This is a genomic window from Sphaerisporangium rhizosphaerae (genome assembly GCF_042665155.1).
GTDB classification, from domain to species: domain Bacteria; phylum Actinomycetota; class Actinomycetes; order Streptosporangiales; family Streptosporangiaceae; genus Sphaerisporangium; species Sphaerisporangium rhizosphaerae.
The window spans coordinates 16189-42616 of record NZ_JBHTCG010000035.1 but is presented as its reverse complement, the minus strand read 5'-3'; the positions used below and the strand labels follow the sequence as shown (position 1 = coordinate 42616).

Sequence of the window (26428 nt, the reverse complement as noted above, 5' to 3'; positions counted from 1 at the left end):
ACCTTCGCCAGGTGCTGTAGTGATCGGCGCCGGGTCGGCGGGTCGTGGTACGGCGAAGCCGGCGCCTACCACGGCGCCAAGCCGCGATCGTTTCGCGGTCACAGCATTGGCAGCACCGGCAGCACCGGCCGGTCGCGTCTCCGACCGGTCACGGAATTCGCGATCACCCTGACGGCGGCCGACCAGATTTGTCAGTATCCGATCATGTCCCGGTCTCGCCGTCGCCTCATGGTCACCGCCGCGGCCTGCCTGTCCCTGCTCGGGCTCGGCGCGGTCGTCGTCATGGTGCTGGTCAGGCTCGATCTCGGTGAGAAACTGCACCTCGGGGACGCGGCCGGCGTGCTGCTCACGACGGTCGCGCTCGTGGTGCCGCTGGTCCTGTGGCTCAGGCGGGCGTGGGCGGCCGGGCCGCCCGAGGACGTCGCCGAGGCCAAGCGGGTGCTGGCCGAGCTGGTGCACGACCGGTGGGCCGAGGAGCGGGCGATCCGCGCGCAGGGAGCTCCCGCCATCCCGGTCCCCTGGCACCTGACTCGGCGCACCGCGATGATGGACCACGCCCGGCTGGTCGCCGACGGCGACATCTCCGGCGACGCGGCCGATGACGAGTGGCTCGCGGCGACGTTCCGCGCCCTGCGCCGGCGCCGCCTGGTGATCACCGGCGGCGCGGGCACGGGGAAGACCACGCTGGCCGTCCGGCTTCTGCTGCTGCTCATCGAGACCCGCACCTCCGAGGAGCCGGTACCGGTACCGGTGTCGCTCGCCGACTGGGACGTCGAGGTCCACCCGCGCCTGCACGACTGGCTGGCCGAGCGGCTGCGCACGGACTACGGGGTGGCGCGGGGCCGGGGAAAGGGCGCGGACGGCGCCGACCTGCTGGTGCGGCGCGGTCACGTCCTGCCGGTCCTGGACGGCCTGGACGAGCTGCCCGAGGCGGCCCGGCCCGGCGTGATCGCCGCGCTGAACAAGACGCTGGCCGAACGCGACCAGGTGATCCTCACCTCCCGGACCGACGAGTACGGCGACGCCGTCAAGAAGTCCGGCCGGGTGCTGAAGGGCGCCGCGGTCATCGCGCCCAAGGCGCTCGACCCCAAGGTCGCGATCGGTTACCTGACCGACGACCTGCCACCGGACCGCACCCCGGCCTGGGATCGGACGCTGCGCGCGATGGAGAACGGCGAGGCGCCCGCGCTCGCCGCGGCGACCAGGACCGCGCTCGGGCTGTGGCTCGTGCGCACCGTCTACATCGAGCGGGGCGCCGATCCCACACCCCTGGCGACCGTCTACGCGGGCGACGCCGCCGCGCTGCGCGCGCACCTGCTCGACGAGCTCATCCCCGCCCTGCTCGACCGGCCACCCACCCGGCCGTCCGCCGGCGACCCCTTCCGCCCGCACCACACCTGGGACCCCGTCAAGGTGCGCCGATGGCTGTCGCTCCTGGCCCGGCTGTCGACGGCCCACGGCACCCGTGAAGTGGCCTGGTGGCGCGTCGCGCGGCAGGCGGCCACCCCGCCGGGACGCAAGCGGCCGGCCTGGCCCGTCCAGGGCTGGACCATCTCCTTGACCGGCATCCTGTACGGCCTGCCCGCCGCGCTGCCTCCGCTCGCGACCGGCCACGCTCCGCTCGGGCTGGCCCTGTGGTTCGCCTACGGCCTGGGCACGGCGTCGATGGCCTCGGACACTCCGGCCTTCTCCCGCCCGACGCTCGCGGACCACCTCGCCCGACTGGTACGCGAGCAGATCAGGCCCTTCCGGCTCGCCATGCTGTCCATTCCCGGCATGGGCCTGCCGATGGGAGTCGTCACCGGAGCGGTCTATGGGTTCTGGGAGGGGGTCGGCATGGCGGTGATGACCACGACCGGCCTCTGGCTGACGATCGCCGGCCCGCGGCCCGAGGAGTCGGACGAGGAACGGCCGCCTCGGTTCACCAGCGCCCTCACCCCGATGGCGGTGTGGCGGGCCAACCGGGCGCTGACCGGCATGCGGCTGGTCACCGGGCTGCTCCTCGGCACGACGCTGGCCCTCGGCGCCGGCTGGGTGCTGCGGCAGATGGGCGGCGAACCGGGCGACCGGCTGCGCGAGCTGGGCCTCGGCCTGCTCGTGGGCGGCATGCTCGCCACGGTGACGCAGCGGGGACGGCGGGCCTGGGCGGCCACCGTGTTCACCCTGCCCCTGCTGGCCGCGACCGGCCGGCTGCCGCTGCGCCTGATGACGTTCCTGGACGACATGCACAAGACCGGCCTGCTCCGCGCCGTCGGCCCCCTCTACCAGTTCCGCCACGCCGAACTCCACGACCACCTCGCCCGCGTCTCCCCCGACGCCACGCGTTCGGCCGTGTCCTGATCCCCGAGGAGGCGGCTACCGACGCTGTGTCTGCCGAAGCGCGCCGCTCATGCGGTCACCCGGCGCTCGCGCCCTCATGCGGGTCTCCGGGGGCCGATCAGGGGAAAGGTTCGCATGCGATGCCGGTCGCCCCGCTCGCGCGCCGGCCGGCGTCCTGAGCCGGCGGCGCGCACCGCGCGGGAACGCGCCAGCGGGCCCAGACCGTCTTGCCGACGACGCCGGAACGCGTGGTGACGCCGCATTCGGCGGCCAGGGCCTCGACGATGGCCAGGCCGCGGCCGTGGACGGCCTCCACGCCCAGGTCCAGCCGGCGCGGCCGTCCGCGACCATGGTCGGTGACCTCGACCCGAAGCTCGTCGCCGCGTGCCGACAGGGCCAGCCCTATCGGCGGCGCGCCGTAGGCCAGCGCGTTCGCCAGCAACTCACCGGTCGCCAGCACCACGTCGTCCGCCAGCGCCTGGAGCCCCCAGGACAGCAGGGTCTCGCGCACCATGCCGCGCGCCTTGCCGGCCATCGACAGGTCGTGCGGCAGCTCCCAGTTGACGACGCGGGCGTCCGGCGTGCTGTCGGGCATGTTCGCTCCTCGGGGTGGACGCGGCGCGGGCGGGAGGACGGTAGGCCAGGGCGGCAGGCTCACGGTCCGCCCTGGTGACTGGGAGTGACCAGTGGGCGGAGGCGGCGGGATGGCGGGGTGCGCCTGCGGGGACGGCGGGTGCCCCGGTGACGGGGATGAGGCGGCTCCGGTACGACCAGGCCGCTCGGCCTCGCGCATGAGGGCGCCGAGTTCCTCGACCGAGCGGGACCGGACGATCAGGGGCTCGGGTGTCTCCCAGATGGCCACGGCGTAGAAGCACCTGGCGCCGACCCCGTACCAGACCGTCCAGGCGGGTTCCAGTCGGTCGAGCTGACGGGCGGCGGCCCGCTTCGCCGGATCCCACCGCCCCGGCTGGACCTCGTTCACAGGAGCCCCCACCCGATGCCTGCCACCCCGGCCCGTCCCGATCTCACGCGCTGTCATTCCACCCCCCTGACAGGTACGGCGAAGATCGCCCCGCAGCGCTGTCGTCCCGGTGACAAACCCCTAACCGACTGCGGCGGCGACTGGTGGTCGAATCCGGGCCCTCCCCCACTCCGACGGCCATTCTTATCTCCTTATATTTGGACATAATGGACTACCTTTTGACACCCCTATATGGGACGCCCAATTGGCCGAGCGGACGGGCATCGCCCTTGCCGCCCAGCTCCTCGAACCGCTTCACAGCGTGCTCCCGACCGGCTACTTTGTGCAGCGAAAGACGGGCCACATAGCCGGACGCTTTGTACTGCCGCTGTGCTCGCCGTGCTGAAGGAGTAGCGCATTCCACCCGACGGAGCCGTCATGCCCATTCCTCTCGACCCCGATCCGACAGAGCGGCCGCTGGCCTTTCTGGGCGCCGAAATGCGCAAGCACCGACTGCGGTGCGACTTCACCCAGGACCGCCTGGCGCGGATCATCCAGTTCAGCCAGAGCCTCGTCGGGTTCATCGAGCGCGGCGAGCGCACCCCGAGCCAGAACTTCATGCAGCGCTACGACGACGCCGTGGACGCCGACGGCGAGCTCGTCCGCCTCCGGGCGCAACTGACCCGAGGCGCGAGCCCCCGCTGGTTCCGCGACTGGCTCGAAGTCGAACAGGAAGCCCACACCTTGCACAGCTGGGAGCCCCTGGTCGTGCCGGGCCTCCTGCAGACCGAGGACTACGCCCGAGTCGTCATCCGCGGTGAACCTGGTATCAGCGAGGAACGCGTGGAAACTGCGGTCCAAGCGCGAATGGATCGACAAAATATCTTGGTGCGCCCCAATTGCCCCATCCTTTGGGTGGTGCTGGACGAGGGCGTCCTCTGCCGTCCTATTGGCGGAAAGAAGGTGATGGGCCTTCAGCTCGAACGCCTCTTGGAAGCGGCCGAGTCACCTAGGGTCAGCGTCCAGATCATCCCTCTGAGCCTCGGGGCGACCACCGGCACCTCTGGCGGATTTATCATTGCGCAACTTCCCGGAGGTGCGGATACGGTATATATCGAGTCCGCGACTCACGGGCACGTGACCAACCGGCCAGAAGATGTCGAGGCCATCCGCGCTCGATACGACAGAATTCGAGCCGACTCACACCCGCAACATGTCTCTATCAAGTTGATCAGAGAGGCGCAGGCAGCATGGACGTGAACGAAGAACTGAAGGTGGCAGCCTGGCGCAAGGCCACCAAGAGCGCGTCCAACCAGGGAAACTGCCTGGAAGTGGCTCCGTTGTCCGGGGGGCGGGTCGGGCTGCGGGACACCGAGGCGCCCGAGAAGGCCCCCTTCGTCGTCAGCGCCACCGTCTGGGACGCCTTCATCGACGGCGCCAAGAACGGCGAGTTCGACTTCTAGCCCCCCATCACGCCAACGGCGGCAGAGGGCCGCGGTTGACTTTCGGGTGGGGCGAGGGTGCAGGCTCGGTGCCGTGAGCGAGAGCGTGGAGCTTCACACCGTCGGCCGCATCGCGCGGCGTACCGGCCTGTCGGTGCACACCATCCGGTTCTGGTCGGACATCGGCGTCGTGCCGCCGACGGTGCGTTCGGCCGGCGGGTACCGCCTGTACGACGCGGCGGCCGTCGCCCGGTTCGACCTCGTCCGGACGCTTCGCGACCTCGGCATCGGCCTGGAGACCGTCCAGGCGATCCTGACGAACCAGGTTTCGGTCGCCGAGGTCGCCAAGGCGCACGTCCGCGCCCTCGAGGCCGAGATCCGCACCCTGAGACTGCGCCGCGCCGTGCTGAACGGCATCGCGGAGCGCGGCGGCACCGCAGAGGAGACCGTGATGACGCACAGACTCGCCCGGCTGTCGGCCGCCGAACGGCAGCGGGTCATCGACGACTTCGTGGCGGAGATCTTCGCCAGGATCGGCCCGCGGGAGGATGCCATGATCGTCGCGGAGTGGATGCGGGAGCTTCCCTCCGAGTTGCCCGACGACCCGGACGCCCGCCAGATCGACGCGTGGCTGGAGCTGGGCGAGCTGGTCGCCGACGAGGGCTTCCGGGCCCGGCTGCGGCGCATCGTCCTGGACGGGGTCTTCGGGCCGCCGATCGAGGACGGCTTCGACCTGAGGCGGCGGGTGCTGGAGGAGGCCGGCCACGCCCTGGCCGGAGGGATCGCGCCCGAGACGGCGGCGGGGAAACAGGTCCTGGACCGCGTCATCGAGCCGGGTCTGCCGGCGGCGGAACGGGCCGAGTTGCGCGACCGCCTCCGGACGCTCGCCGACGTCCAGGTCGAGCGCTACTGGCACCTGCTCGCCGTCCTCAACGGCCGCGAGCCCGGCCCGTCGGTCATCCCCGCGTTCGACTGGCTCATCACCGCCCTGCGCACCCACGGCCGGCCCCCGACGGAGCCGCGCTGACATTGCCCGCAGTCACCTCGTCGCGGTGATGATCTCGCTGTCGGGTTCCTCTTTCAGCGGGTTGGTGCTCGTGGTGGCGGATGCCGTCGTGAGCAAGTGCGGTTGATCGATCACTCCGAATTCGTTGGACGTCTGTCGGACATTTTGCGAGCATCCGCATGGTGACCGATGAAGCCGATCGACAGACGTCGTTCCCCACCAGTTCGAAGCATGTGCGCTTTGTCGAGTTGTCGCGCACTACGATGTCCGCTCTGCTCGATGGGGACCTAGCCGCAGCCGGCAACATGGCTGGGGTCGCTCTGACCGAGTACTTCGTGACAGACAGAGCACGGTGGCTGTGGCGGTTGCGGATCGACCAGATGGCCGCCGACCCCCGCCACGCACAGTGGATGGTGCGGCAGGCGGTGACCGGGCCTGAAGGTGTCGTCATCGGTCATGCCGGGTTTCACGGACCGCCCGATGAGGCGGGCATGGTAGAGATCGGCTACGCGGTTGCTCCTGACTTCCGTCGCCAGGGGTATGGCCGAGCCATCCTGATCGAGTTGCTGCGTCGGGCCGCGGCCGAACCGGCGGTCAAGACCGTACGGGCGACCATTGGTCCCGATAACGTGGCGTCCCTGGCCACGATCGCCGGCTTCGGCTTCGTCGAGGTCGGAGAACACTGGGACGAAGAGGACGGTCTCGGACTCATCTTCGAAGTCCCCGCCAACCGCAGCCGCTAAGGCCGGCCCGCGGCACTCTTTGATCCTGTTGATGCCTTCTACGACTGAGCAACGACGGCCCGGTGCACCATGCGGACACGAAAGCTCGCGCCACCATCGAGTTCACAGCGCGCGCCTTTGACCGGGCTCGCGTTCGGCCTCCTGGAGTCGCTGCCACTTCACCATCGACCGCTTGATCTCCTCGCGTACGAACGCGAAGAACCGTCGGGTCTCGTCCAGCCGCCGTCCGGCGGGAGAGTCGGGTCCCAGGACCGGGATGCCCTCGCCGGCGCCTTCCTGTAGCCGGGCCAGCACCGGGTCGGACTGGCTGACGTAGTGGCTCCAGGTGTGCTCGTGGATGCGGCAGAAGTCGTGTCGGCCACCGGGTTCGCGACCGCGTTCGACCAGTCGCACCTGCACCAGGTACTTGACCGCCCCCGAGATCGCTGACGCGCCGACGCCCAGTCGCTCGGCGAGTTCGGCGGCCGACAGCTTGCCGGAGTCGGTGACCAGCAGTGCGGCGTACACGCGCGCGGCCATCCGGGGCATGCCGGATTCGACCATGATCTGCGCGAACCGTTCCTGGTAGCCGGCGATGGCGTTCTCGTCCGCTTGTGTCACCGAAGCTCCCTATCTGCCGTTGACGATCGAAAGTGTTCGCGAACTTCACGAAATTCGTGAAATAGGTCTAGTGTAGCTGTGTGAGAGACGCCGAACTCGTCGGAGTGCAACAGACCCTAAGCCCCGTCCTCAGGGCCAAAGCGCTGGACAACCGACTGCCGGACCCGATCCTCGGTGACGGGTTAGCCGAGCAGGCGATGCGCCGTCTCGACCCCGGCTACGACAAGCGCAGATTCGGCACCAGCCAGATGGGCCTCGCCGCCGTGGTGCGCGCCAAGGCCCACGACGACTGGGCGCGAAGCTTCCTCGCCGACCACCCCGACGCGGTGGTGCTGCACCTGGGCTGCGGTCTGGACGCCCGGGTGTACCGGATCGACCCGCCCGCCACCGTCGACTGGTACGACCTGGACTATCGATCCGTCATCGACCTGCGGCGGCGATTCCTGCCGCCACGCGAGCACTACACCCTGATCGACTCCGGTGTCACCGACCTGACCTGGCTGGAACGCATTCCCCGCGGCCGGCCGGTGCTGATGATCGCCGAGGGATTGGTGCCCTATCTGACCGAGACCGACCTCCGGCGGCTGCTGATCAGCGTCGTCGACGCCTTTCCCACCGGACAGATACAGTTCGACACGGTATCGGTCTGGGCGTGGCGCACGTCGAAATGGCATCCCGTGCTGCGCAAGTACAGCACCCAGTTCCACTGCGGCTTCAACGACCCGGCGGAGCCGGCCGATTGGCACCCGCGGCTCGAATACGTCGATGAGGCGCCGATGTCCGACTCGCCGGTGCTGATGGCCAAGGCGCCCGCGAACGTACGCCGCGTGTACCGCGTCATGAATGCGCTGCCGGGCATGAAGCGGTCCACCCGCATCGTGCGCTTCTGCTTCTGACACGGCCGATGGCCGTCACGGTGGCCGTTCGCCGCGTTGACCCGGTCCGACGGCCCCTCGGCCCGGGCCCCTCGGACGGGGTCAGAGCTCGGCGAGGATTCTGGTGAGGGCCTTTTTGGTCTCGGAGGCGGGGACGGCGTCGATGCACAGGCGTTCCATGACGGCCTGGTAGCGGTCGAGGTCCTCGCGCTTGTCCAGGTAGATGGCGCTGGTGAGCTGCTCCAGATAGACCACGTCGGGCAGGTCGCGCTCGGAGAAGCGCAGGATGCTGAACGGGCCGCCGGCCGCCGCGTGGCCGCCGGCGCTGAAGGGCATCACCTGGACGGTGATGTTCGGCGAGGCGATGGCCTCGATGAGGTGCCTGATCTGGCCGCGCATGACCTCGACGCCGCCGAGGGGGCGGCGAAGGGCCGCCTCGTCGACGACGGCCCACAGGTGCGGAGGGGTGGCCCTGCCGAGCACCTTCTGCCGGGCCATCCGCAGGTCGACCCGCCGCTGGACCTCCTCCTCGACGCCGTCCGGGTGGCCGAGCAGGACGACGGCCCTGGCGTACTCGGGGGTCTGGAGCAGGCCGGGGACGAACTGCACCTCGTAGCAGCGGATGCGGGTGGCGGCCTCTTCGAGCCCGACGTACGCCTCGAACCAGTTGGGCAGGATGTCGTCGTAGTTGTGCCACCAGCCGGGGCGGTTGGCCTGCGAGACCAGCGAGAGCAGGGCCTCACGCTCGCGCTCGTCGCTCACCCCGTACAGGGTGAGCAGGTCGGCGACGTCGCGGGCGCGGAAGCTGACCCGTCCCAGCTCCATGCGGCTGATCTTGGAGTGCGAGGCGCGGATGGAGTGCCCGGCCGCCTCCAGGGTGATGCCTCGGGTCTCGCGCAGCCGGCGGAGCTGGGAGCCCAGGAGGATGCGCAGGACCGTGGAACTGCCCCGTTCCCGAGCCATCAGATTGAGCGGGGTCTCGTCCCCTTCGGCTCGGGCTGTGATCATGGCCAGTCCTTAGAAGAGCAGCAGTTCAGATTCACTTCTCGCGGTGACAGAGAAGTTCACGATACCCCCGGGCGGCCAATCCGGATATACCCCAACATCACCCTTAGGCTACGATTTTGGACACTCCGTAGCCGCCGGATCGGTCAAAGTGCCAGGTCATCGAACTCGCCGTTCTTCGCCCCCTGGATGAAGGCGGCAATTTCTCCCCGACTGTAAATCAGGGCCGGACCGGAGGGATGGCGGGAGTTGCGCACGGCCACCTCGCCCCCCGGGAGCTCGGCGAGCTCGACGCAGTTGCCACTGGGGTTGCTGTACACGCTCTTGCGCCACCGCACCCCTGAGAGCGCGGTCGCGGCCACGCCGTTGGAGATCTCGTTCATCCCTGCTCACACATCCCCGAAGCCGACGAATCTGACATCGTTCCTGAAAAGGGGCCTTCATCCTGATGAGCGCCCCAAACGGGCTGCCTTCACCCGCGAGTCAGCATACCGGTGTGCGGATGCACGTGCATCGGTACTTGCATCTGCACACCGGGCCGGGCAATATGGGCATGAGGCGTAAACCCCCCGGCGATATGCCCTAAACCCCCTGAGGCTTCCCCATGAATGGGTGCAGAACACAGCTCGCCAAACCCGCTCAGACAGGGGACGAGAGGTGGGAGGGCTGGCTCGACGAGCTGGGCCGCGCCCTTTCCTCGGGCGACTCGCGGGCCGCGTCCGGCGCCCCGGGAGACACCCCGGACGACGACGGGATCCGCCTCGAACGGTGCGAACTGCGCGGCGACCCCCAAGCAGCCCGCACCGCTCGCCGGTTCACCCGGGCCACGGTGCGCGAATGGGGCCTGGACGGCCTCGCCGACGACGCCGAACTGGTGATCGGTGAGCTGGTCATCAACGCCCTGCGGCACGGGCTCAGCAGCCGCGCCGCCGCACCCGCCGCCCACCCGGTGCGGGTCGTGCTCGCCCACACCGGCGAGTCGCTGATCTGCGTCGTCACCGACCCGAGCGACCGCTCCCCCACCCCCCGCCCGCCCGACGCCGACTCCGAGGGCGGGCGGGGGCTCCAGGTCGTCGCGGGCGTCAGCCACCGATGGGGCTGGGCCCCCGGCCACCCCGGCAAGGCCGTCTGGGCCGGGTTCACCCTCCCCCGCGGCACCGCGCGCCCGGCGCGGCACCTGGAGATCTGCCGCTGACGGTGCGCGCTCCCCGCCGCGGCCGGCCCCGCTCCGCCGCCCCTCCGCCACGTAGTGCCCGGAACGATGGTCGCCGTCGTGTCCGCGGCGCTACCATCGGGTTCCGGCGAGATGGGGTGTGATGACGAGGTTCCCGAAACTCGAGCCTCTCGGCTTCGATCCGACCATCCCCAACCAGGCCCGCATCTATGACTACCTCGTCGGCGGTAAGGACAACTTCGCGGCCGACCGCGAAGCCGCGCGCTGGGCTCTGTCCGTCGCTCCAGAGCTGCCCATGATGTGCCGCGAGGGGCGCCGGTTCCTCGAGCGCGTGGTGCGCCACCTCGCCGGGCGCGGCGTCCGGCAGTTCGTCGACGTCGGGTGCGGCCTTCCCACACAGGGCAACGTCCACGAGATCGCCCAGGCTGCCGCGCCGGGGTCCCGCGTGGTCTACGTCGACAACGACCCGGTGGTCGTCACGCACGCCCGCGCCCTGCTGGAGGACGAGGAGCACACGGCCGTCATCGAGGCCGACATGCGCGAACCCGATCAGGTCCTCGGCCATCCCCGCCTGAAGTCGCTGATCGACCTGGGGAGCCCGGTCGCGATCCTGCTGTTCTTCGCGCTGGACGTGATCCCCGAGGACGAGCTGGCCTCCCACATCGTCGGCCGGTTCCGCGACGCCATCGCCCCGGGCGGGTACGTGGCCATCGGCCACACCGTCTCCGACCTGCGGCCCGAGGCCACCGCCGGGCTCGCCGACCTCTACCAGAGCCGCAGCGTGGTCACCGGCCACGCCCACAGGGAACAGCAGCGCACCAAGGCCGACGTCGAGGGCCTGTTCGACGGCCTGTCGCTCGTCCCGCCGGGCGTGGTGTACATCCCGGCCTGGGGGGCGGACGCCGGGCAGGACACCCTCGACCCGCGCGCGATCTGGTCGGTCGGCGGCGTCGGCCGCAAAGACGCCTGACGCGACGCCCCCCCGGGCACCCATCACGCCGGACCGCGCCACCGCCCGACGTGCCGGGCCGCGACGACGCCCCGCACGTCCAGGCGGCGGCGGCCCGGGGCCGGGCTCGGGCGGAGGGCAGGCGTACCGTGGCCAGGGACGGCACCGTCGCGCGCTCTTCCGGAGCCGACCGGCCGGGGGCGCCGCGGGGAACGGCCCCAGGGAGTCCGCCATGTCCGCTACCACCATCGCCGGCGCCCCCACCACGACCAGCCCCTCCCGGGAGCTGGCCACCGTGCTCGGCCTGGTCGCGCTGTTGGCACCGTTCGGCAGCGACATGTACCTGCCGGGACTGGCGTCGATGGCGGCCGAGCTGCGCACCGGCACGGTCGGCGCGCAGCTCACCTTCTCGGCCTTCCTGCTCGGCATGGCCGCGGGCCACCTGGCGCTGGGACGGCTGTCGGACCGCTACGGCCGCAGAGGACCGCTGCTGGCGTGCCTCGCGGTCTGCGCGGTCGCCGGGGCCGTGTGCGCGCTGGCGCCCACGATCGGCGTCCTGATCGGCGCGCGGTTCGTCCAGGGGCTGACCGGCGCGGCCGGCGTCGTGATCGCCCGCGCCGTCGTGTCCGACCTCGCGCGCGGACGCCGCGCCGTCCGCGTCTTCGCCGCCCAGATGTGGGCGCTGGCCGCCGTGCCCGTCGTCGCCCCGCCGATCGGCGGGGCGCTGGTCGCCGTGGCCGGCTGGCGGGCGGTGTTCGGCGCGCTCGCCCTGCTGTCCCTGCTGATGTTCCTGGCCGCGCTGATCGCCCTTCCCGAGACGCTTCCCCTGCACGCCCGGGCGGTGAGCCCGCCGCTGCGCCGCCGCGACCTGTCCGTTCTGCGCACCCGGAGCCGCCTCGCCCCCGTCCTGGCCTTCGTTCTGGCGTTCGGGGCGCTGGCGGCCTACCTGGCCGCGGCCCCGTTCTTCCTGCGGGCTCTCGGGCTGCCTCTCGCCGGCGTCGGGCTCACCCTCGGCCTGAACGCGCTGGCGCTGGTGCTGGTCGCCGCGGTGGGCGCACGGATCGCCCACCGCTTCCGGCCGCTGGCGCCGGCGCAGGCGGGAGTTGCCGTCCTGCTCGCCTGCGCCGCCGTGCTCTGGGCACTGGCGGCGACCGGATGGCTGACGGCCGACACCTGCCTGCCGCCGCTGCTGCTCGCCGTCGCGTCGCTGGGCCTGGTGCTGGGCGACACCTCGGCGGTCGCCTTCGGCCGGACGACCCGCGCCGCCGGGACCGCCGCGACCCTGACCGCCACCGCGCAGTTCACCTTCGGCGCGCTGACGGCCCCGCTGGCCGGGGTGGCCGGCGCCCGCAGCGTCATGCCCATGGCGCTGATCATGGGTGTCTGCGCGATGTTCGCCCTGGTGGCGCTGGCCGTGAGCGAGTCGTCCATGATGCCGGGCGACCACTCGGGAACGGCAGGCATCGGTGGCGGGTATTGCGATCAACCGGAGTGACGCCCACACTCGAATCGGGCGACGCCGTGTAACAGGCGCGCGCGCACCCTTGGGGGGTGGTCCTGGTGGACGAAGGCTTCAGCACCCGGGAGATCTGGCCGTTCGAGTGCCTCCGCTGTCTTTCGGTGTGGGAGGAGGAGTACGTCGTCCGGCATCTGTCCGACAGCCACGGTAACGACGCCGACGTCTGGTTCCGCGCCGAGCTGCTGGTCCAGCCGCCGTGGTCGGGCGCCCGCTGCCCGTCGTGCGGCGATACGGGCGTGAAGACGTTCCCGCGCGGCTACCTCGCCCGACATCCCGAGCTCCGCACCGCACCGCCTGTCGTGCCCACGCTCCCGCCCGTCCCGCCGCCGGTCTCGCCCGCCGTGGCCGCCGCACGAACGCGCCCCGCGCGGGCCGGGCGGGCGCGCCTTCCGGCGGCGCTCGCGCGGTGGCCGGTCGCCGCCCGGGCGCGCGTCTCGGCGGCCTACGCGGTCATCGGGCTCTCGGTGGCGCTGTTCGCGAGCCTCGGTGTGTTCGAGGTCCTGCGCGCCGCCCACCGCGTGCACTGACACGCGCGGAGCCGCGCGCGGTTGAAAAAAACTTCACCGCCGGAAAGAACGCAACTGTCAACGGCGGGCCCCCTCCGGGCCCTTCCGCGACCTTCGGCGCCCCCGCCATGATCTCGAATGATTACGGACCGTTGGTACCGTTCAGAGGATCGAGTCCTAATTTGTCACTGATGTCACGGGAGATGGGCCCGGCTCGGCCCGCGCGTAACGGCGAATCAGACTTAACTTTTGCCTCATACCCCGTAAAATCCGCCGATGTGAACGATGGTCATCAGGCTCCACAGGAGCTTCCGGTCCGCGAACGCTCGTTCCGGACCAGCTCCGGCCGGCATCGGCGCCCCGTGCCCGCGCAGCTCCCTCCGGACGCGCCGGCGCTCGTGCTCGCCGCGCCCGGCACCGGCGGCGACGTCCCCGCCGCGGTCAAGACCATCGTCAGTGTGGACCATCCCCAGCTCGACGTCCGGCTGGTCCACCTGGGCGACACCAAGACCAGCCTGGCCGAGACGCTCACCGACTGCGCCGCCGACCGGCCGAAGGAGTCGCCCGCCGCGATCGTGGTCCCGCTGGTCACCGGGCCGCACCAGCAGGTGTACCGCGCCATCCGCGAGGCGGTCGCCGAGAGCGACGTCATGACGACCATCGCCGACCCGCTCGGGCCCCACCCGCTGCTCGCCGAGGCCCTGCACGTCAAGCTGTCCGACAGCGGGCTCGCGCGCGCCGACCGCATGCGCCTGTTCAACATCGCGGCCCCGGTGGACGGCATCATCGTCGCCACGGTCGGCGGCCAGGAGGCCGTGCGGGCGGCGGACGCCACGGTCGTCCTGCTGGCCGCCCGCCTCACCCTCCCGGTCGTCGCGGCCTCGCTGGACGCCCGGCCGGGCGTCGGCGACGCCGCCCAGCGGCTGCGCAACATCGGCGCCTCGCGGCTGGCGCTGGCGCCGTTCCTCATCGGCCCCGAGATCGACCCGCAGAAGATCACGGCGGCGGCCGAGTCGGTCGGAGCCGGATGCGCCGAGCCGCTCGGCGCGCACGGCGCGGTCGCCCAGCTCGTCGCCCTCAGCTACGGAAGCTCGCTCACCGGCATCGACGACTGAACCCCCTCGACGGCCGGCCAGGTGTGGACGGGATCGCCGCCGAAGGCCAGCTCGCGGTAACGCCCCAGCATGGCCGCCCGCGCGCCCGGCTCCTCGCCCAGGGCGGCCAGCGCCTCGCGCTGCCAGACGGCGCCGGTGCGGCGCAGCCGGACGCGTTCGGCGATGACCGACAGATGGCGGCTCGCCTCGCCGGGGTCCACGCCCGCCGACAGCAGCCCGTCGTGCGCCACCGGCAGCAGGTCGGCGACCAGCCGGGACGCCGGGACGGTGTCGAGCCGTCCCGGCCAGGCCAGCTCGGCGTCCAGCCCGTTGCGCGCCGCCCGGTAGAAGTTGCGGTAGGCGTCGGCGAAGGGGAAGCCGCCGATCCACGCGGGCCGGGCCGCCATCGCCGTCACCAGGCCGAGCAGGAAGGCCGCGTTGGCCGCCATGTCCGCGCAGGTGGGCCCGGCCGGCAGGGCCCGCAGCTCCACCCGCAGGTGCCCCCCGTCCGCCGGGTCGTACACCGGCCGGTTCCACTGCCACACCGTGCCCTGGTGCAGGCGCAGCTCCGCCAGCCTCGGGACGCCGCCCCCGCGGGTCACCGCCAGCGGGTCCTCCTCCTCGTCCAGCACCGGGATGACCGGCTCGTACTCGCGGACGCTCTGCTCGAACACCTCACCGGCGCCGCTCTCCACCCAGCCGGACCCGAAGCAGACGCGGCCGTCCACCCGCCATGGCCGTTCCATGTCGCGGTCGTCGACCGCCGCCTCGAACAGCGCGATGCGCGTCTCCTCCCACAGGTCTCGCCCGAGGAAGGACGGGGAGTTGCCGCTGACCGCGAGCACCGGGCCGATGGCGAGCTGGGCGGCGTTGTAGACGCGGGCGAACTCCTCCGGCGCGGTGCGCAGATGCACCTGCCAGGAGGTGTTGGCGCTCTCCAGGATGACGTCCTCCACCTCCAGCTCCAGGCGCTCGTTGCCGTGGATCTGCACGCGGAACGGCTCGGCGCGCACCCGGCGGATCCCCCGGCTCATCGCGCGGTAGCGGGTCTCGTCGCTCATGGCGTCGCGGGTGAAGTCGAATTCGGTCAGGGTGGGCAGGATGCCGATCGGCACCACCCGGCCGCCCTGCGATCGGGCCGCGTCGTCGACCAGGTCCATCAGCCGCCGCATCTCCTCCGTGAGCGCGCTGAACGGCTTGCCGGCCATCGGCGCCGGGGTCAGGTTGACCTCCAGGTTGAAGCTGCCCAGCTCCAGCACCACCCGGTCGTCGCCGGCGGCGTCGCGGACCTGCTTGTTGCGGCGCAGCGGGCGCCTGTCCTCGTCGATGAGGAAGAGCTCCAGCTCGGCGCCGACGGTCGCCGGCCCGGCGCCGAATCCGGGCCTGGCCAGCAACTCGCGGAGCGCGATGAGCGAATCCTTCAGGCGCTCGCCGAAACGCCCGTACTCCGCCTCGGAGAACCGCTCCTTGGCTACCTGCTGTCCCATCGTGTCGTCCCCCATGTGCGGCCTCGGGTCTCACCCCCTCCCTGTCCCGGCGCCGGGTTTTCATGCCTGGTAACAGGCACGCCGTCGATCGTCGTGAACCATTGACTCCGCACAGCCGAATCGGTATGCCTGGACAACGCCATTTGTGGGGTGAGGGCCCCTTGTGGGGAGGCGATGGCAATGCGGGTGCTCGTGCACGCCTATCCGTGGGACGTGATCGGTGATCCCCTGTTCACCGCGCGGATGCAGGCGCTCGGCGACGTCGGGGTGAACCTCGCCTCCGCCTACCACACCGTCAGGGCTGCGACCCCCTGGCATCCCGACCACGCGTACATGGACGCCCGGCACGCCGCGCTCTACCGCCCGCTCCGCCGGGAGGCCTGGGATGGACGCCGCCTGGTGCCCGGCACGCCCGCCTGGATGCGCGACGCGGACCCGTTCGGCACCGCCGCGCGCACCCTGGCCGACGCCGGCGTCCCGGTGACGGCGTGGATCGTGCTGACGCACAACTCGCGGCTGGGCGAGGCGCATCCGGACGTGAGCGTGGTCAACTGCTTCGGGGAGCACTACCCGTGGGCGCTGTGCCCCTCGCGCGCCGAGGTGCGCGAGTACGCCGCCACGCTGGCCGCCGAGGCCGTGCGCGACGTGCCGCTGGCCGGGGCGCTGCTGGAGGCCTGCGGGCAGCTCGGCGCCGACCACGGCGGCCACCACGACAAGACCGACGGCGCCTACGACGCGCGGGCACGGCGCATGCTGTCGGTGTGCTGCTGCGAGGCCTGCCAGGCGGGCTGGGCGGCGGCCGGGGTGGACCCCGTGCGCACGGTGCGCGAGGTGCGGGCCGCCGTGCGCTCCCGAGAGCACGACCTCGACCAGGCGACGGCGGCCGCCGTCCTGGCCGTGCGCCACCAGGCGGCCGACGCGCTGCGCCACCAGGTGATCGAGGCGCTCCCCCCAGGTCTGCGCATGAGCCTGCACGCCGGCCCCGACCCGTGGGCCACGGGCGCCAACCCCGGCCTCGGCCCGCAGGCGGGCAAGGACGTCGACGCCGTCGTCGTGCAGTGCTGGCCCACCGGCCAGGAGTCCGCCGACCGGGTGCGCATCACCCGGCACATGCTGCCCGAGCAGGTGACGGTGGGCGCCTACGTGACCGCGCTGCCGCCGGTGCGGCAGGAGGACATGGCGCCCCACGTGCGGCGCCTGGCGGAGGCCGGCGCCCAGGAGGTGCACCTGTACCACGCGGGGCTGGCCGGGCCCGCCCGGCACGGCCTGCTCGCCGAGGCGGCCTCGACGGCGGCGAGCCTGTGACGGCGCAGGCACCGCCCTCTCCCCAACCCTGCGAAAGGCTTGCGTCAACCCGGGGTTGACGGGTGAGTTTGCGTCAACCTATGGTTGACGCATGCAACCGACACCCGTTCGTCTGGACGATCTCATCGAGTACATCAAGACAAACCACGCCGCAGGCGGCGCCCTCCAGCAGCTCAGCGGGGCCGTGCTGCTCGGCGAGCACCTCGGCGAGGTGGCCGACCACCTCATCGGCCACTTCGTCGACCAGGCCCGCAAGGCCGGCGCCTCCTGGACCGAGATCGGCCAGAGCATGGGCGTGACCAAGCAGGCCGCCCAGAAGCGGTTCGTCCCCAAGGGAGGCGAACCGTTCGACCTGACCTCCTTCGCCCGGTACACCACCCGCGCCCGCAGCGTCGTCGTGGCCTCGCAGGAGGAGGCCCGCCAGTCCGGGCACGGCCACATCGCCTCCGAGCACCTGCTGCTCGGCCTGCTGCACGAGCCGGACGCGCTCGCGGGGCGGGCCATCACCGAGCAGGGCGTGCCGCTGGAGCGGGTGCGCGAAGCCGCCCTGGCCTCGCTCGGCCCGAACGGCGAGCGGCCCGCCGGGCAGGAGGGCGCCGGCGAGGTGGCCTTCACCGCCGAGAGCAAGAAGGTGCTCGCCCTGACCGTGCGGGAGGCGCTGCGGCTCGGCCACAACTACATCGGCACCGAGCACCTCCTGCTCGCCCTGCTCAGCACCGAGGAGGACCCGGCCGCCCAGGTGCTGGCCGCCCTGGGCGTCACCCCGCAGGCCTCCGAGGCCTCGATCCTCGCCGCCCTCGGAGAGATCACGCGCGCCAAGGAGAACCCGCCCGGAGCCTGACGCGGCTCCGAGGAGGACAGCCTGAATCGTCACGCGGGCTCAGGGGAACCGCCCGGAGTGTCACGCGGGCCCAGGAAAACCGCCCGGAGCCTGACACAGGCTCAGGAGAAGCCGCCCGGAGCCCCCGGCGAACGTCCCGGGGACCGGGGCGCGTGAGAGGTTCACGCCGCACCGGGGTCTCGCGTACGCACGGTCGCCTTCCTGACCAGCGCTCTGACGGGTGGAGGTCTTCGATTCGTGGTCGTCCGTGGCCAGGGCCCGGCCGCAGGCGACCACGCCGTTCCGCACCACGGTCATAAGGTGACAGGTGTGGCCACGTCCGGTCATCCGGCATCGAGACGACGGACGCTGCCGATATCGTGATATATCAGGATATCGAGGAGGACTGGTGCAGCGTCTGACCCCTGAACAACTGAGAAGCCACCGGTGGTACGGCACCGACGGGCTCCGCTCCTTCAGCCACCGTGCGCGGACCCGTCAGCTCGGCCTGTCCGCCGAGGAGCACATGGGCCGCCCGGTCATCGGCATCCTGAACACCTGGAGCGAGCTGAACCCGTGCCACATCCACCTGCGCGAGCGGGCGCAGGACGTCAAGCGCGGGGTCTGGCAGGCCGGCGGCTACCCGGTGGAGCTGCCGGTGATGTCGCTGTCGGAGTCCTTCATGAAGCCGACCACCATGCTGTACCGCAACCTGCTGGCCATGGAGACCGAGGAACTGCTGCGCGCGCATCCCGTCGACGCGGCCGTGCTCATGGGCGGGTGCGACAAGACAACGCCGGCGCTGATCATGGGCGCCATCAGCATGGACATCCCGGCGATCTTCGTGCCGTCCGGCCCCATGATCCCGGGCAACTACCGCGGCGAGGTGCTCGGGAGCGGCAGCGACATGTGGCGCTACTGGGCCGACAAGAAGGCGGGCCTGGTCGGCGAGGCCGAGATGAGCGGCGTCGAGGAGGGCATCGCCCGCTCCCCCGGCCACTGCATGACCATGGGCACCGCCTCGACCATGACCTCGGTCGCCGAGGTGCTCGGCATGACGCTGCCCGGCGCGGCCTCCATCCCGGCCGTGGCCTCGGCGCACAACCGGATGGCCGCCGCCACCGGCCGCCGCGTCGTCGAGATGGCCTGGGAGGACCTGCGCCCCTCCGTCATCCTCACCGCCGAGGCGTACGCGGACGCGGTGACCACCATCCTGGCGCTCGGCGGCTCCACCAACGCCGTCATCCACCTCATCGCCATGGCGCGCCGCAGCGGCGTGGAGCTGACGCTGGACCATTTCGACGAGGCCTCGCGGCGCGTGCCGGTGCTCGCCGACCTGCGCCCGAGCGGCGCCTTCGTCATGGAGGACTTCTACCTGGCCGGCGGCCTGCCCGGCCTGCTGAGCCGCGTCCGCGACCTGCTCCACCCCGACCGGCCCACGGCCGTGGGGGCCACCCTGGGCGAGACGCTGGAGCGGGCGGAGGTCTTCGACGACAAGGTCATCCGCACCCGGGACAACCCCCTGTCGCAGGAGGGTGGCCTGGCCGTGCTGCGCGGCAACCTCGCCCCGTCCGGCGCGGTGATCAAGCACGTCGCCGCCGAGCCGAGGCTGCTCAAGCACACCGGGCCCGCGGTGGTGTTCGACGGGCACCGCGACCTGATGCGGCGCATCAACGACGAGAGCCTGCCGATCACGGCCGACTCGGTGCTGGTGCTGCGCGGCGCCGGCCCGCACGGCGGCCCCGGGATGCCCGAGCACGGCATGCTCCCGATCCCCGACCGGCTGCTCAAGATGGGCGTACGCGACATGGTGCGCATCTCCGACGCCCGGATGAGCGGCACCAGCTACGGCGCGTGCGTGCTGCACGTCGCGCCGGAGTCGCACGTCGGCGGCCCGCTCGCGCTGGTGCGCGACGGCGACCCGATCACCCTGGACGTCGAGGCGCGGCGCCTGTCGCTGGAGGTCCCCGAGGAGGAGCTGGAACGCCGCCGCGCCGCCTGGCGGGCTCCCGAGCCGGTGTTCCAGCGCGGGTACGGCAGCATGTTCACCGCCCACATCCTCCAGGCGGACCAGGGCTGCGACTTCGACTTCCTGCTCGGCACCGGAGGCGCCCCGGAGCCGGACATCGGCTGAGGACGACCCGCATTCCCCGGCGATCGCCTTTACATCGTAGATCAACGGCTTCGGTGGCCGACGCCGCCGGGGCCTCGTCGCGGAGCGGCGTGAACGAGGGGGTGGACGTGCGGGACGATATACCGGTGTACAACATCTCGGAGGAACCGGTCCTGCGGCCCGTGGCACGGTCGATCACGCGCACCGACCTCGTGGCCGACTCCATCAGGGCCGCCATCCTGTCGGGCCGGATCAGGCCCGGCGAGACGCTCGTGGAACGCCGGCTCGCCGAGCAGCTCGGCGTGTCCAAGACGCCGGTGCGGGAGGCGTTGATCGGCCTGGCCTCCACCGGGCTCGTCGTCATCAGCCCCAACCGCGGGGTCAGCGTGCGGGTGCTGGACGCCGCCGACCTGCGCAAGGCGCAGGAGCTCCGCCTGCTGCTCGAACCGTGGGCGGTGGCCTCCTCCACGCGCGCGGGACGCGCCGGCACCCTCGCGGACGCGCGCGGGGCGCTCGGCGAGGCCGGCGAACTACTGTCGGGCGAGGACCCGACGGCCCTGAGCCTGGCCAACCGCCGCTTCCACCGGGCGCTGTACTCGGGCTGCGACAACGAGCTGGTCTCCGCGCAGCTGGACAACCTCCAAGATCTCACCGCGCTCGGCACCGTCAGCGTGCTGTGGCGGCGCTGGCCCACCTGGCGCGAGGAGCACGCCGAGCACGAGGAGATCCTGGCCGCCGTGGCGAGCGGCAACGCCGCCCTGGCCGAGCGCCTGACCAGAGCGCACGTCAAGCGCACCGTCACCCACCTCGCCCGCTCCCAGGACAAGGACTGACCTTCCGCGCCGGCGCCGGCGAACCGCGAATGACCACCAGCCCGCCGTACCCGGCACCGTCCCGCGGCCGCTCGTGGATCCGGTCGCGGCGTTTCCCTCGCTCGTGGATCCGGTCGCGATGCTTCCCTCGCTCGTGGATCCGGTCACGATGTTTCCCTGGATAATGATCTGACGCGACGACGGCCACCACCCCGGTCCGCGCGCACCGCACGAGGCCGTGGACGAGCTCGCCGCCGCCCACGACCGGCTCGCCGTACCCGGCGACGCCTGGCTTCCCGAACCCAAAGGGCGTCCGCCCCCCACCGACCACCGTGTGAACAGGTACCGCGTCCACCCGCGGACCCGCCGGCCGCGGCGACCCCACACCCGAGCTTCGCCCACGACCGTGACGGGCCCTCCTCGGGCCGGCGGGAACCCCCCGGAGGACGACACCATGACGCCAGCGCTGGAGATCAGCGGGCTGACCAAGAGATTCGGCGAGAACCTCGCCGTCGACGCCATCGACCTACGCGTGCCCCAGGGCTCCTTCTTCGGACTCGTCGGCCAGAACGGCGCGGGCAAGACCACCACGCTGTCCATGGCGGTCGGCCTGCTGCGGCCCGACCACGGCAGTGCCCGGATCTTCGGCGAGGACGTCTGGTCCGCCCCCGAGCGGGCCAAGGCCATGGTGGGGGTCCTGCCCGACGGGCTGGCCATGCCCGAACGGCTGACCGGGCGCGAGGTGCTCACCTACCTGGGTCTGCTGCGCGGCCTGGCCAAGGAGGTGGTGGCCCAGCGCGCCGACGAGCTGCTGACCGTCCTGGAGCTGGACGGCGCGGAGCGGACGTTGGTCATCGAGTACTCGACCGGCATGCGCAAGAAGATCGGCCTGGCCACCGCGCTGCTGCACGCGCCGCGGCTGCTGGTGCTGGACGAGCCGTTCGAGGCGGTGGACCCGGTGTCGGCCGCCACGATCAAGACGATGCTGCGCGGCTTCGTCGCCGGCGGCGGCTCGATCGTCCTCTCCAGCCACGTGATGGCGTTGGTGGAGCAACTGTGCGACCACGTCGCGGTGATCGACAAGGGGACGGTGGCCGCCGCGGGCACGCTGGACGAGGTACGCGGCGCGCGGTCGCTGGAGGACACCTTCGTCGAGCTCGTCGGCGACCGGGACACCGGGGTCAAGGAGCTCTCGTGGCTGTCGCGCTGACCATGGCCCGGATGAAGGTCGCGGTGCTGCGCCACGCCTTCCACGGCGGGCGCGCGCAGACCGCGGCCACCGGAGCCGCGCTGGGCGTGCTGTTCGCCGCCGGGACGATCTACCTGGCGTTCGCCGGCCCGGACCTGCTGGCGGCCGGGTACGCGGTGTGGATGCTGGGCTGGATGCTCGGGCCCGCCTTCATGGGCGGCGGCGACGAGACATTGCGGCCTGAGTACTTCTCACTGCTCGGCCTTCCTCCTCGCCGCCTGGCGGCGGGCCTGCTGGCGGCGGCCTTCGTCGGCGTCGCGCCGCTGGTCAGCCTGACCGCCCTGCTCGGCCTGCTGGTGGCGGGTGTACGGCTCGGCCCCGTCAACGCCCTGCTGGCCGTGCCCGCGATGGTGTTGCAGCTCGCCGTGTTCGTCCTGCTGTCCAAGGTGTCGGTCGCGGTGGTGGGGCTGGCGCTGCGCTCACGCCTGGGCGCCGTCGCCTCGGGGGTGCTCAACGGCGCGATCCTGGCGGCGCTCGGCCAGATCTGGGTCTTCTTCTGGGCTTTCGGCCAGACGGGCGTGCCCTCCGCGGTCTGGTACCTGCCTTCCGGGTGGGGCCTGCTGGCCGTCCAGGGCGACTGGCGGGCGCTGGCGGCGCTGGCCGTACTGGTGCTGCTGCTCCTGGGCGCGTGGGCCGCCCTGCTCGGCAGGCGCGTGGGCGCGACGCGGCCCTCCGCACGCGGCAGGCGCCCGATGACGGCGGCCACGGTCAACGGCGCGATCGTCGCCAAGGAGTTGCGCACCTGGTCACGCGACCTGGTGCGCAACCACCAGCTGACCTTCGCGCTGTCGTACGGCGTCTGCTTCGGGGCCAGCCCGCTGATCCTCGGCTGGGACGGCATGCTTCCTTACGCCGGCCCCATCTTCGTCGTGATGGCCGCGGCCATGGCCGCCAACCTGTACGGGACCGACGGCACGGCGCTGTGGCTGACGCTGATGACGCCCGGCGTGAGCGACGTGCGCGGCAGGCAGCTGGCCTGGCTGTCGGCGCAGGCCCCGGTGGCGATCGTGATCACCGTGGCGTTCACCGCGATCACCGGCGGCCCGTGGCCGCTGATGCTGGCGCTGCTGCCCGCCCTGCTGGGCGGCGCGACCGGGCTGGTTCCGCTGATCTCGGTGTACGGGCTGGTGCCCGGCACCGACCCGCACCGCCGCGCGGGCAATCCGCTGCGCACCAGTGAGGACGACGGCGGGCTGACCGGGCTGGCCTACCTGGCGCTCGCGCTGGTGCTCCTCACCGGTGTGCCGGCGGGGCTGGCCGCGTTGTGGTTCGGCTGGGCGGGCGTGGCCGTCGGCGTCGTGACCGGGGTGCTGTTCGCGTGGGGCTTCGGCCTGCTCGCCGAGCGGCGGCTGCGCTCGCACGGCCCCGAATTGCTGGAGACGATGCGGACCGGACGCAGGCCGCGGCCGACGGCGAGGTCCCGCTTCGACGAGCTGTCCAAGACGCGGAAGGCGATCACCTGGTGGTGCTTCGGCTTCGGCGCCATCCCGCTGTTCCCGCAGGGCGTCGTCGCGGCCGTCTTCGTCGGCAACGGCATGCTGCGCCACACCTGGTTCCTGGCCACGTACATGCCGCCCGGCCTGCGCTACCCGGTGGCGGCCGCGTTCATCGTGCTCGGGCTCGCGATGTACGGCACGGGCCTGTGGATGCTCAAGCCGCGCTCATCCGGCTGAAGCCCCGGCCTCCGGGCGGGCGGTGGTGGCCGGCGACGGGATGGGCCGCGGTCGCCCGACCGGCGCCGGCGGCGTCCTCGCCTTCGATGCGGGACCGCCGGAGCCGCGGTGGGCGGCGGTGAAAAGGGGCCGGCCCCGGGGTGGGCCCGGGGCCGGCGGGGTGGGGCGAGGGTCAATCGGCGCAGATGGCGAAGACGCTGATGCCGACGTCGTTGTAGCCGTCCTGGCGGCCGAGCCCGATCCAGCCGCGCCCGTCGTCGGTCGGGAAGGAGCCGACCAGGATCGCGCGGTTGCCCCGGGCTTCGGCGCCGCCGCCGAGGACGTGCTTGGAGCCGGGGCAGTAGAGGGTGCGGCGCTGGAAGTTCGGGACGTTGGCGTTGGGCAGCGTGACGAGCTGGTAGCCCGGGGGCAGGGCGTGGACGGGCCCGGGCGGGGCACCGGCGGGGGTGGTGTCGGCGCTCGCCGAGGCGGCGGTGGCGAGGCAGGCGCCCGCCATCAGGACCGACAGGGCGAGGGCGGTGGACTTCTTCGGGTGCATCGCTCTCCTATTGGCGTTCCCCGGCGCTCGCGCGGCCTCACGACGTCACGGAATCGCCGGCGATGTGCCGCCGGGGCGCCCGAGTCACCGGGGGTGACTTGTTGACACGTTGAGTATCCGCCCCATGACTCTCCGTGTCCATAGCACAAAGTGAGCATATGGATACTCTCCGTGTCCACATGGGGACGCGACCGGCCCGCCAAGCCGTCACCAAGGCTCAACGGGATTCTCGCCGATCCTCACATGGGTCCGCCCCGGGACCTGCACCAAGGCCCGCACCGCGTCTCTCCGGGATCCGCGCCAAGGTCCGGCCGAGGTCCGCGCCAGGGTCGACACCAGGTCATGGCCGGCCCTCGACGCGCTCGCGGCGCCCGGCGGCGCCCACGGCGGCCGGGCGCTGGTGCGGCGTCAGCGGGCGCGGTAGCGGCGCAGGGTGTCCTCGTCCGGCGGGTAGGTGCCGCGCAGCGGTGCCCCGCCCTCGACCTCCGCCTGGATGAACTCCTCCAGGTGCTCCTGCTCCAGGGCGTCGCGGGCCACCTCGGCCGCCAGATGACGCGGCACGCAGACCACCCCCTCCGCGTCGGACACGATGACGTCCCCGGGGTACACCGGCACCTCGGCGCAGCCGATGGGCACCTGCAGGTCGATCGCGTGGTGCCGGGCGAGGTTGGTCGTCGCGCACACGCCCGCGGCGAAGGCGGGCAGGTCCAGCTCGGCGAAGAACGGCGAGTCGCGGACCGCCCCGTCGGTGACCAGCCCGGCGGCGCCTCGCCGCAGCAGGCGGGTGGCGAGGATGCCGCCGATCGAGGCGGCGCGGGTCTGGCCCCGGCAGTCCATGACCAGCACCTGTCCGGGGCCGACCGACTCGACCGCGAGCCGCTGCGGGTGGTCGTAGTCCTTGAACACCGACAGCACGTCGAGGTCCTCGCGGGCGGGGATGTGGCGCAGCGTGAACGCCTCCCCCACCATCCGGGTGCACGCGGGGTTGAGCGGGCGCAGCCCGGCCAGGAAGGTGTTGCGCAGGCCGCGGCCGAAGAGCTGGGTGGTGATCGTCGCCGTCGACACCCGCCTCAGCGCCTCGAAGACCTCGGGCGCGATCACCTCGCGGCCGTCCTGCCCCCCCGTCGCCCCCGCGCCCTTCGCCCCCGCGCCCTCCGCGCCGTTCCGCCGTTCCTCGCCCACGTTCTCCGCTCCTGTCGCCTCGGTACCGCTCCGCCGGTCATGTCCATGATCTCCTGGCCGCGTCATCCGGGGCTCGCCGGGAGGTCCAGGGAACGCAGGATGGCGGCGACCTCCTCGCGCTCCGCGGCCGGCAGCGGGGAGATCGGCGGGCGGACGTCGCGGCGGCACAGGCCGAGCTGGGCCAGCGCCTCCTTGAGCACCGAGACGTTGCCGGCGTTGCCGTGCCGGGCGCGCAGGTCCTCGATGGGCTTGAGCCGCGCCCACAGCCGCATCGCGCCCCGGGCGTCGCCGGCCTCGAGCAGGCGGTGCAGGTCGAGCGACAGCTCGGGGACGATGGCGGCCAGGCCGGAGGTGAACCCGCGAGCCCCGCCCATCCAGTAGAACGGCGCCCAGCTCTCGGCCAGCCCGCACACCCAGGTCACCTCGGGCACCCCGGCCGCCATCTCGGCGAAGCGCACCGGGTCGGGATGCGCGTACTTGACCCCGGTCACGTTGGGGCACGCGCTCACCAGTGCCCGCAGCGTCCCGGCCGTGATCAGGGGCGAGCGCAGGTAGCAGACGACCGCGAGCTCGGGGACGGCCTCGGCGACGGCCCGGTGGTAGTCGACCCAGCCCTCTTCCGACTGGTAGGGATGCACGGGCTGGTGGACCATGACGGCGTGCGCCCCGAGCCGGGCGGCACCGGCGGCGAGCAGAGCGGCCTGCCGGGCGTCGTGCCCGACCCCGGCGATGACGCGCGCCGGGCCCGCCGACTCCACCGCGAGCGCGACCGCGCGGTCGAGCTCCTGCGATGACAGCGAGTAGAACTCCCCGGTGTTGCCGTTCGGCGTGACGGCGGTGATGCCCGCCGCAGCCATCCGCGAGACCACGGCGGCGTAGGCCTTCTCGTCGATGCGGCCGGTGTCGTCGAACGGGGTGACCGGTACGGCCACCACCGACGCGAGCGCCCGCCTGACGTCATCCAGCATCGCCATCTTCCCTTTCATGAGCGCGCGGCACGGCTCCCGACACCAGTCCTGGTATATCAGTACATCGACGTGCCGACCTATTGACATA

General features: G+C 72.2%; 25 protein-coding genes. 17 read left to right on the top strand and 8 right to left on the bottom strand.

Annotated elements, in window-relative coordinates; genetic code table 11:
- Window positions 1-204 precede the first annotated feature (204 nt).
- Window positions 205-2340 carry an NACHT domain-containing protein gene (locus tag ACFQSB_RS33770; protein ID WP_380830884.1) on the top strand — a complete coding sequence of 712 codons (2136 nt, stop codon included), beginning with the start codon at window positions 205-207 and terminating at the stop codon, window positions 2338-2340.
- Between the two features lie 97 nt (window positions 2341-2437).
- On the opposite strand, the gene ACFQSB_RS33765 is transcribed toward ACFQSB_RS33770, so the two are convergent.
- The gene (locus ACFQSB_RS33765; protein ID WP_380830883.1) at window positions 2438-2914 is read right to left on the bottom strand and encodes an ATP-binding protein; all 477 of its coding nucleotides are present in this window, start codon (window positions 2912-2914) and stop codon (window positions 2438-2440) included.
- Window positions 2915-3718: 804 nt separating this feature from the next.
- Here ACFQSB_RS33765 and ACFQSB_RS33760 point away from each other — a divergent pair.
- The 4 genes from ACFQSB_RS33760 to ACFQSB_RS33745 all read left to right on the top strand — a co-directional run bounded on the left by ACFQSB_RS33760 (window position 3719) and on the right by ACFQSB_RS33745 (window position 6471).
- The gene (locus ACFQSB_RS33760) at window positions 3719-4540 is read left to right on the top strand and encodes a helix-turn-helix domain-containing protein (RefSeq protein ID WP_380830882.1); all 822 of its coding nucleotides are present in this window, start codon (window positions 3719-3721) and stop codon (window positions 4538-4540) included.
- Window positions 4531-4743, top strand: a complete 213-nt coding sequence (locus ACFQSB_RS33755) for a DUF397 domain-containing protein (RefSeq protein WP_380830881.1) — start codon at window positions 4531-4533, stop codon at window positions 4741-4743. Before ACFQSB_RS33760 ends, ACFQSB_RS33755 begins: the two co-directional genes overlap by 10 nt.
- A gap of 73 nt (window positions 4744-4816) precedes the next feature.
- The gene (locus tag ACFQSB_RS33750; RefSeq protein ID WP_380830880.1) at window positions 4817-5749 is read left to right on the top strand and encodes a helix-turn-helix domain-containing protein; all 933 of its coding nucleotides are present in this window, start codon (window positions 4817-4819) and stop codon (window positions 5747-5749) included.
- A 161-nt stretch (window positions 5750-5910) separates the two neighbouring features.
- Window positions 5911-6471, top strand: a complete 561-nt coding sequence (locus ACFQSB_RS33745) for a GNAT family N-acetyltransferase (RefSeq protein WP_380830879.1) — start codon at window positions 5911-5913, stop codon at window positions 6469-6471.
- A gap of 102 nt (window positions 6472-6573) precedes the next feature.
- Here ACFQSB_RS33745 and ACFQSB_RS33740 read toward each other — a convergent pair whose 3' ends face one another.
- Window positions 6574-7071 carry a GbsR/MarR family transcriptional regulator gene (locus ACFQSB_RS33740; RefSeq protein WP_380830878.1) on the bottom strand — a complete coding sequence of 166 codons (498 nt, stop codon included), beginning with the start codon at window positions 7069-7071 and terminating at the stop codon, window positions 6574-6576.
- A gap of 80 nt (window positions 7072-7151) precedes the next feature.
- Here ACFQSB_RS33740 and ACFQSB_RS33735 point away from each other — a divergent pair, with 80 nt between their 5' ends.
- On the top strand, window positions 7152-7967 hold the full coding sequence (locus tag ACFQSB_RS33735) for a class I SAM-dependent methyltransferase (RefSeq protein WP_380830877.1): 816 nt from the start codon (window positions 7152-7154) through the stop codon (window positions 7965-7967).
- An 81-nt stretch (window positions 7968-8048) separates the two neighbouring features.
- Here the strand turns inward: ACFQSB_RS33735 and ACFQSB_RS33730 are convergent, their stop codons facing one another.
- Window positions 8049-8954 (bottom strand): helix-turn-helix domain-containing protein, encoded by a 906-nt coding sequence (locus ACFQSB_RS33730; RefSeq protein ID WP_380830876.1) that lies wholly within the window; start codon window positions 8952-8954, stop codon window positions 8049-8051.
- Window positions 8955-9097: 143 nt separating this feature from the next.
- Window positions 9098-9334, bottom strand: a complete 237-nt coding sequence (locus ACFQSB_RS33725; RefSeq protein WP_354849167.1) for a DUF397 domain-containing protein — start codon at window positions 9332-9334, stop codon at window positions 9098-9100.
- Window positions 9335-9555: 221 nt separating this feature from the next.
- On the opposite strand from ACFQSB_RS33725, the gene ACFQSB_RS33720 reads away from it, so the two are divergent.
- The 5 genes from ACFQSB_RS33720 (at window position 9556) to ACFQSB_RS33700 (ending at window position 14214) form a co-directional block, all read left to right on the top strand.
- Window positions 9556-10146, top strand: a complete 591-nt coding sequence (locus tag ACFQSB_RS33720; RefSeq protein ID WP_380830875.1) for an ATP-binding protein — start codon at window positions 9556-9558, stop codon at window positions 10144-10146.
- A 121-nt stretch (window positions 10147-10267) separates the two neighbouring features.
- A complete protein-coding gene (locus ACFQSB_RS33715; RefSeq protein WP_380830874.1) occupies window positions 10268-11095 on the top strand; it encodes an SAM-dependent methyltransferase in 828 nt (275 codons plus the stop codon).
- Between the two features lie 211 nt (window positions 11096-11306).
- A complete protein-coding gene (locus ACFQSB_RS33710) occupies window positions 11307-12569 on the top strand; it encodes a Bcr/CflA family efflux MFS transporter (protein WP_380830873.1) in 1263 nt (420 codons plus the stop codon).
- A 65-nt stretch (window positions 12570-12634) separates the two neighbouring features.
- Window positions 12635-13120 carry a hypothetical protein gene (locus tag ACFQSB_RS33705; RefSeq protein WP_380830872.1) on the top strand — a complete coding sequence of 162 codons (486 nt, stop codon included), beginning with the start codon at window positions 12635-12637 and terminating at the stop codon, window positions 13118-13120.
- A 257-nt stretch (window positions 13121-13377) separates the two neighbouring features.
- A complete protein-coding gene (locus ACFQSB_RS33700; protein WP_354849180.1) occupies window positions 13378-14214 on the top strand; it encodes a sirohydrochlorin chelatase in 837 nt (278 codons plus the stop codon).
- Here ACFQSB_RS33700 and ACFQSB_RS33695 read toward each other — a convergent pair.
- Window positions 14181-15680, bottom strand: coding sequence for a glutamate--cysteine ligase (locus ACFQSB_RS33695; RefSeq protein WP_380830871.1), 1500 nt, complete (start codon window positions 15678-15680; stop codon window positions 14181-14183). The genes ACFQSB_RS33700 and ACFQSB_RS33695 overlap by 34 nt on opposite strands.
- Before the next feature lie 180 nt (window positions 15681-15860).
- Here ACFQSB_RS33695 and ACFQSB_RS33690 point away from each other — a divergent pair, with 180 nt between their 5' ends.
- The 6 genes from ACFQSB_RS33690 to ACFQSB_RS33665 all read left to right on the top strand — a co-directional run bounded on the left by ACFQSB_RS33690 (window position 15861) and on the right by ACFQSB_RS33665 (window position 23652).
- The gene (locus ACFQSB_RS33690) at window positions 15861-16985 is read left to right on the top strand and encodes a hypothetical protein (RefSeq protein ID WP_380830870.1); all 1125 of its coding nucleotides are present in this window, start codon (window positions 15861-15863) and stop codon (window positions 16983-16985) included.
- Between the two features lie 91 nt (window positions 16986-17076).
- On the top strand, window positions 17077-17826 hold the full coding sequence (locus tag ACFQSB_RS33685) for a Clp protease N-terminal domain-containing protein (RefSeq protein ID WP_380830869.1): 750 nt from the start codon (window positions 17077-17079) through the stop codon (window positions 17824-17826).
- A 388-nt stretch (window positions 17827-18214) separates the two neighbouring features.
- Window positions 18215-19939 carry an L-arabinonate dehydratase gene (gene araD / locus ACFQSB_RS33680; RefSeq protein WP_380830868.1) on the top strand — a complete coding sequence of 575 codons (1725 nt, stop codon included), beginning with the start codon at window positions 18215-18217 and terminating at the stop codon, window positions 19937-19939.
- 89 nt (window positions 19940-20028) lie between these two features.
- Window positions 20029-20751 carry a GntR family transcriptional regulator gene (locus ACFQSB_RS33675; protein WP_354839692.1) on the top strand — a complete coding sequence of 241 codons (723 nt, stop codon included), beginning with the start codon at window positions 20029-20031 and terminating at the stop codon, window positions 20749-20751.
- A 433-nt stretch (window positions 20752-21184) separates the two neighbouring features.
- On the top strand, window positions 21185-21940 hold the full coding sequence (locus ACFQSB_RS33670; protein WP_354839689.1) for an ABC transporter ATP-binding protein: 756 nt from the start codon (window positions 21185-21187) through the stop codon (window positions 21938-21940).
- Entirely contained in the window at window positions 21925-23652 is a 1728-nt protein-coding gene (locus tag ACFQSB_RS33665) for a hypothetical protein (RefSeq protein ID WP_380830867.1), read from the top strand. Before ACFQSB_RS33670 ends, ACFQSB_RS33665 begins: the two co-directional genes overlap by 16 nt.
- 172 nt (window positions 23653-23824) lie before the next feature.
- Here the strand turns inward: ACFQSB_RS33665 and ACFQSB_RS33660 are convergent, their stop codons facing one another.
- From ACFQSB_RS33660 to ACFQSB_RS33650, 3 genes are all read right to left on the bottom strand, one after another.
- Window positions 23825-24190, bottom strand: a complete 366-nt coding sequence (locus ACFQSB_RS33660) for a hypothetical protein (RefSeq protein ID WP_354839683.1) — start codon at window positions 24188-24190, stop codon at window positions 23825-23827.
- Window positions 24191-24598: 408 nt separating this feature from the next.
- Complete coding sequence (locus ACFQSB_RS33655; protein WP_354839680.1) at window positions 24599-25372, bottom strand: ribonuclease activity regulator RraA; 774 nt, start codon at window positions 25370-25372, stop codon at window positions 24599-24601.
- A gap of 62 nt (window positions 25373-25434) precedes the next feature.
- Window positions 25435-26346, bottom strand: coding sequence for a dihydrodipicolinate synthase family protein (locus ACFQSB_RS33650; protein ID WP_380830866.1), 912 nt, complete (start codon window positions 26344-26346; stop codon window positions 25435-25437).
- Between the last annotated feature and the right edge of the window lie 82 nt (window positions 26347-26428).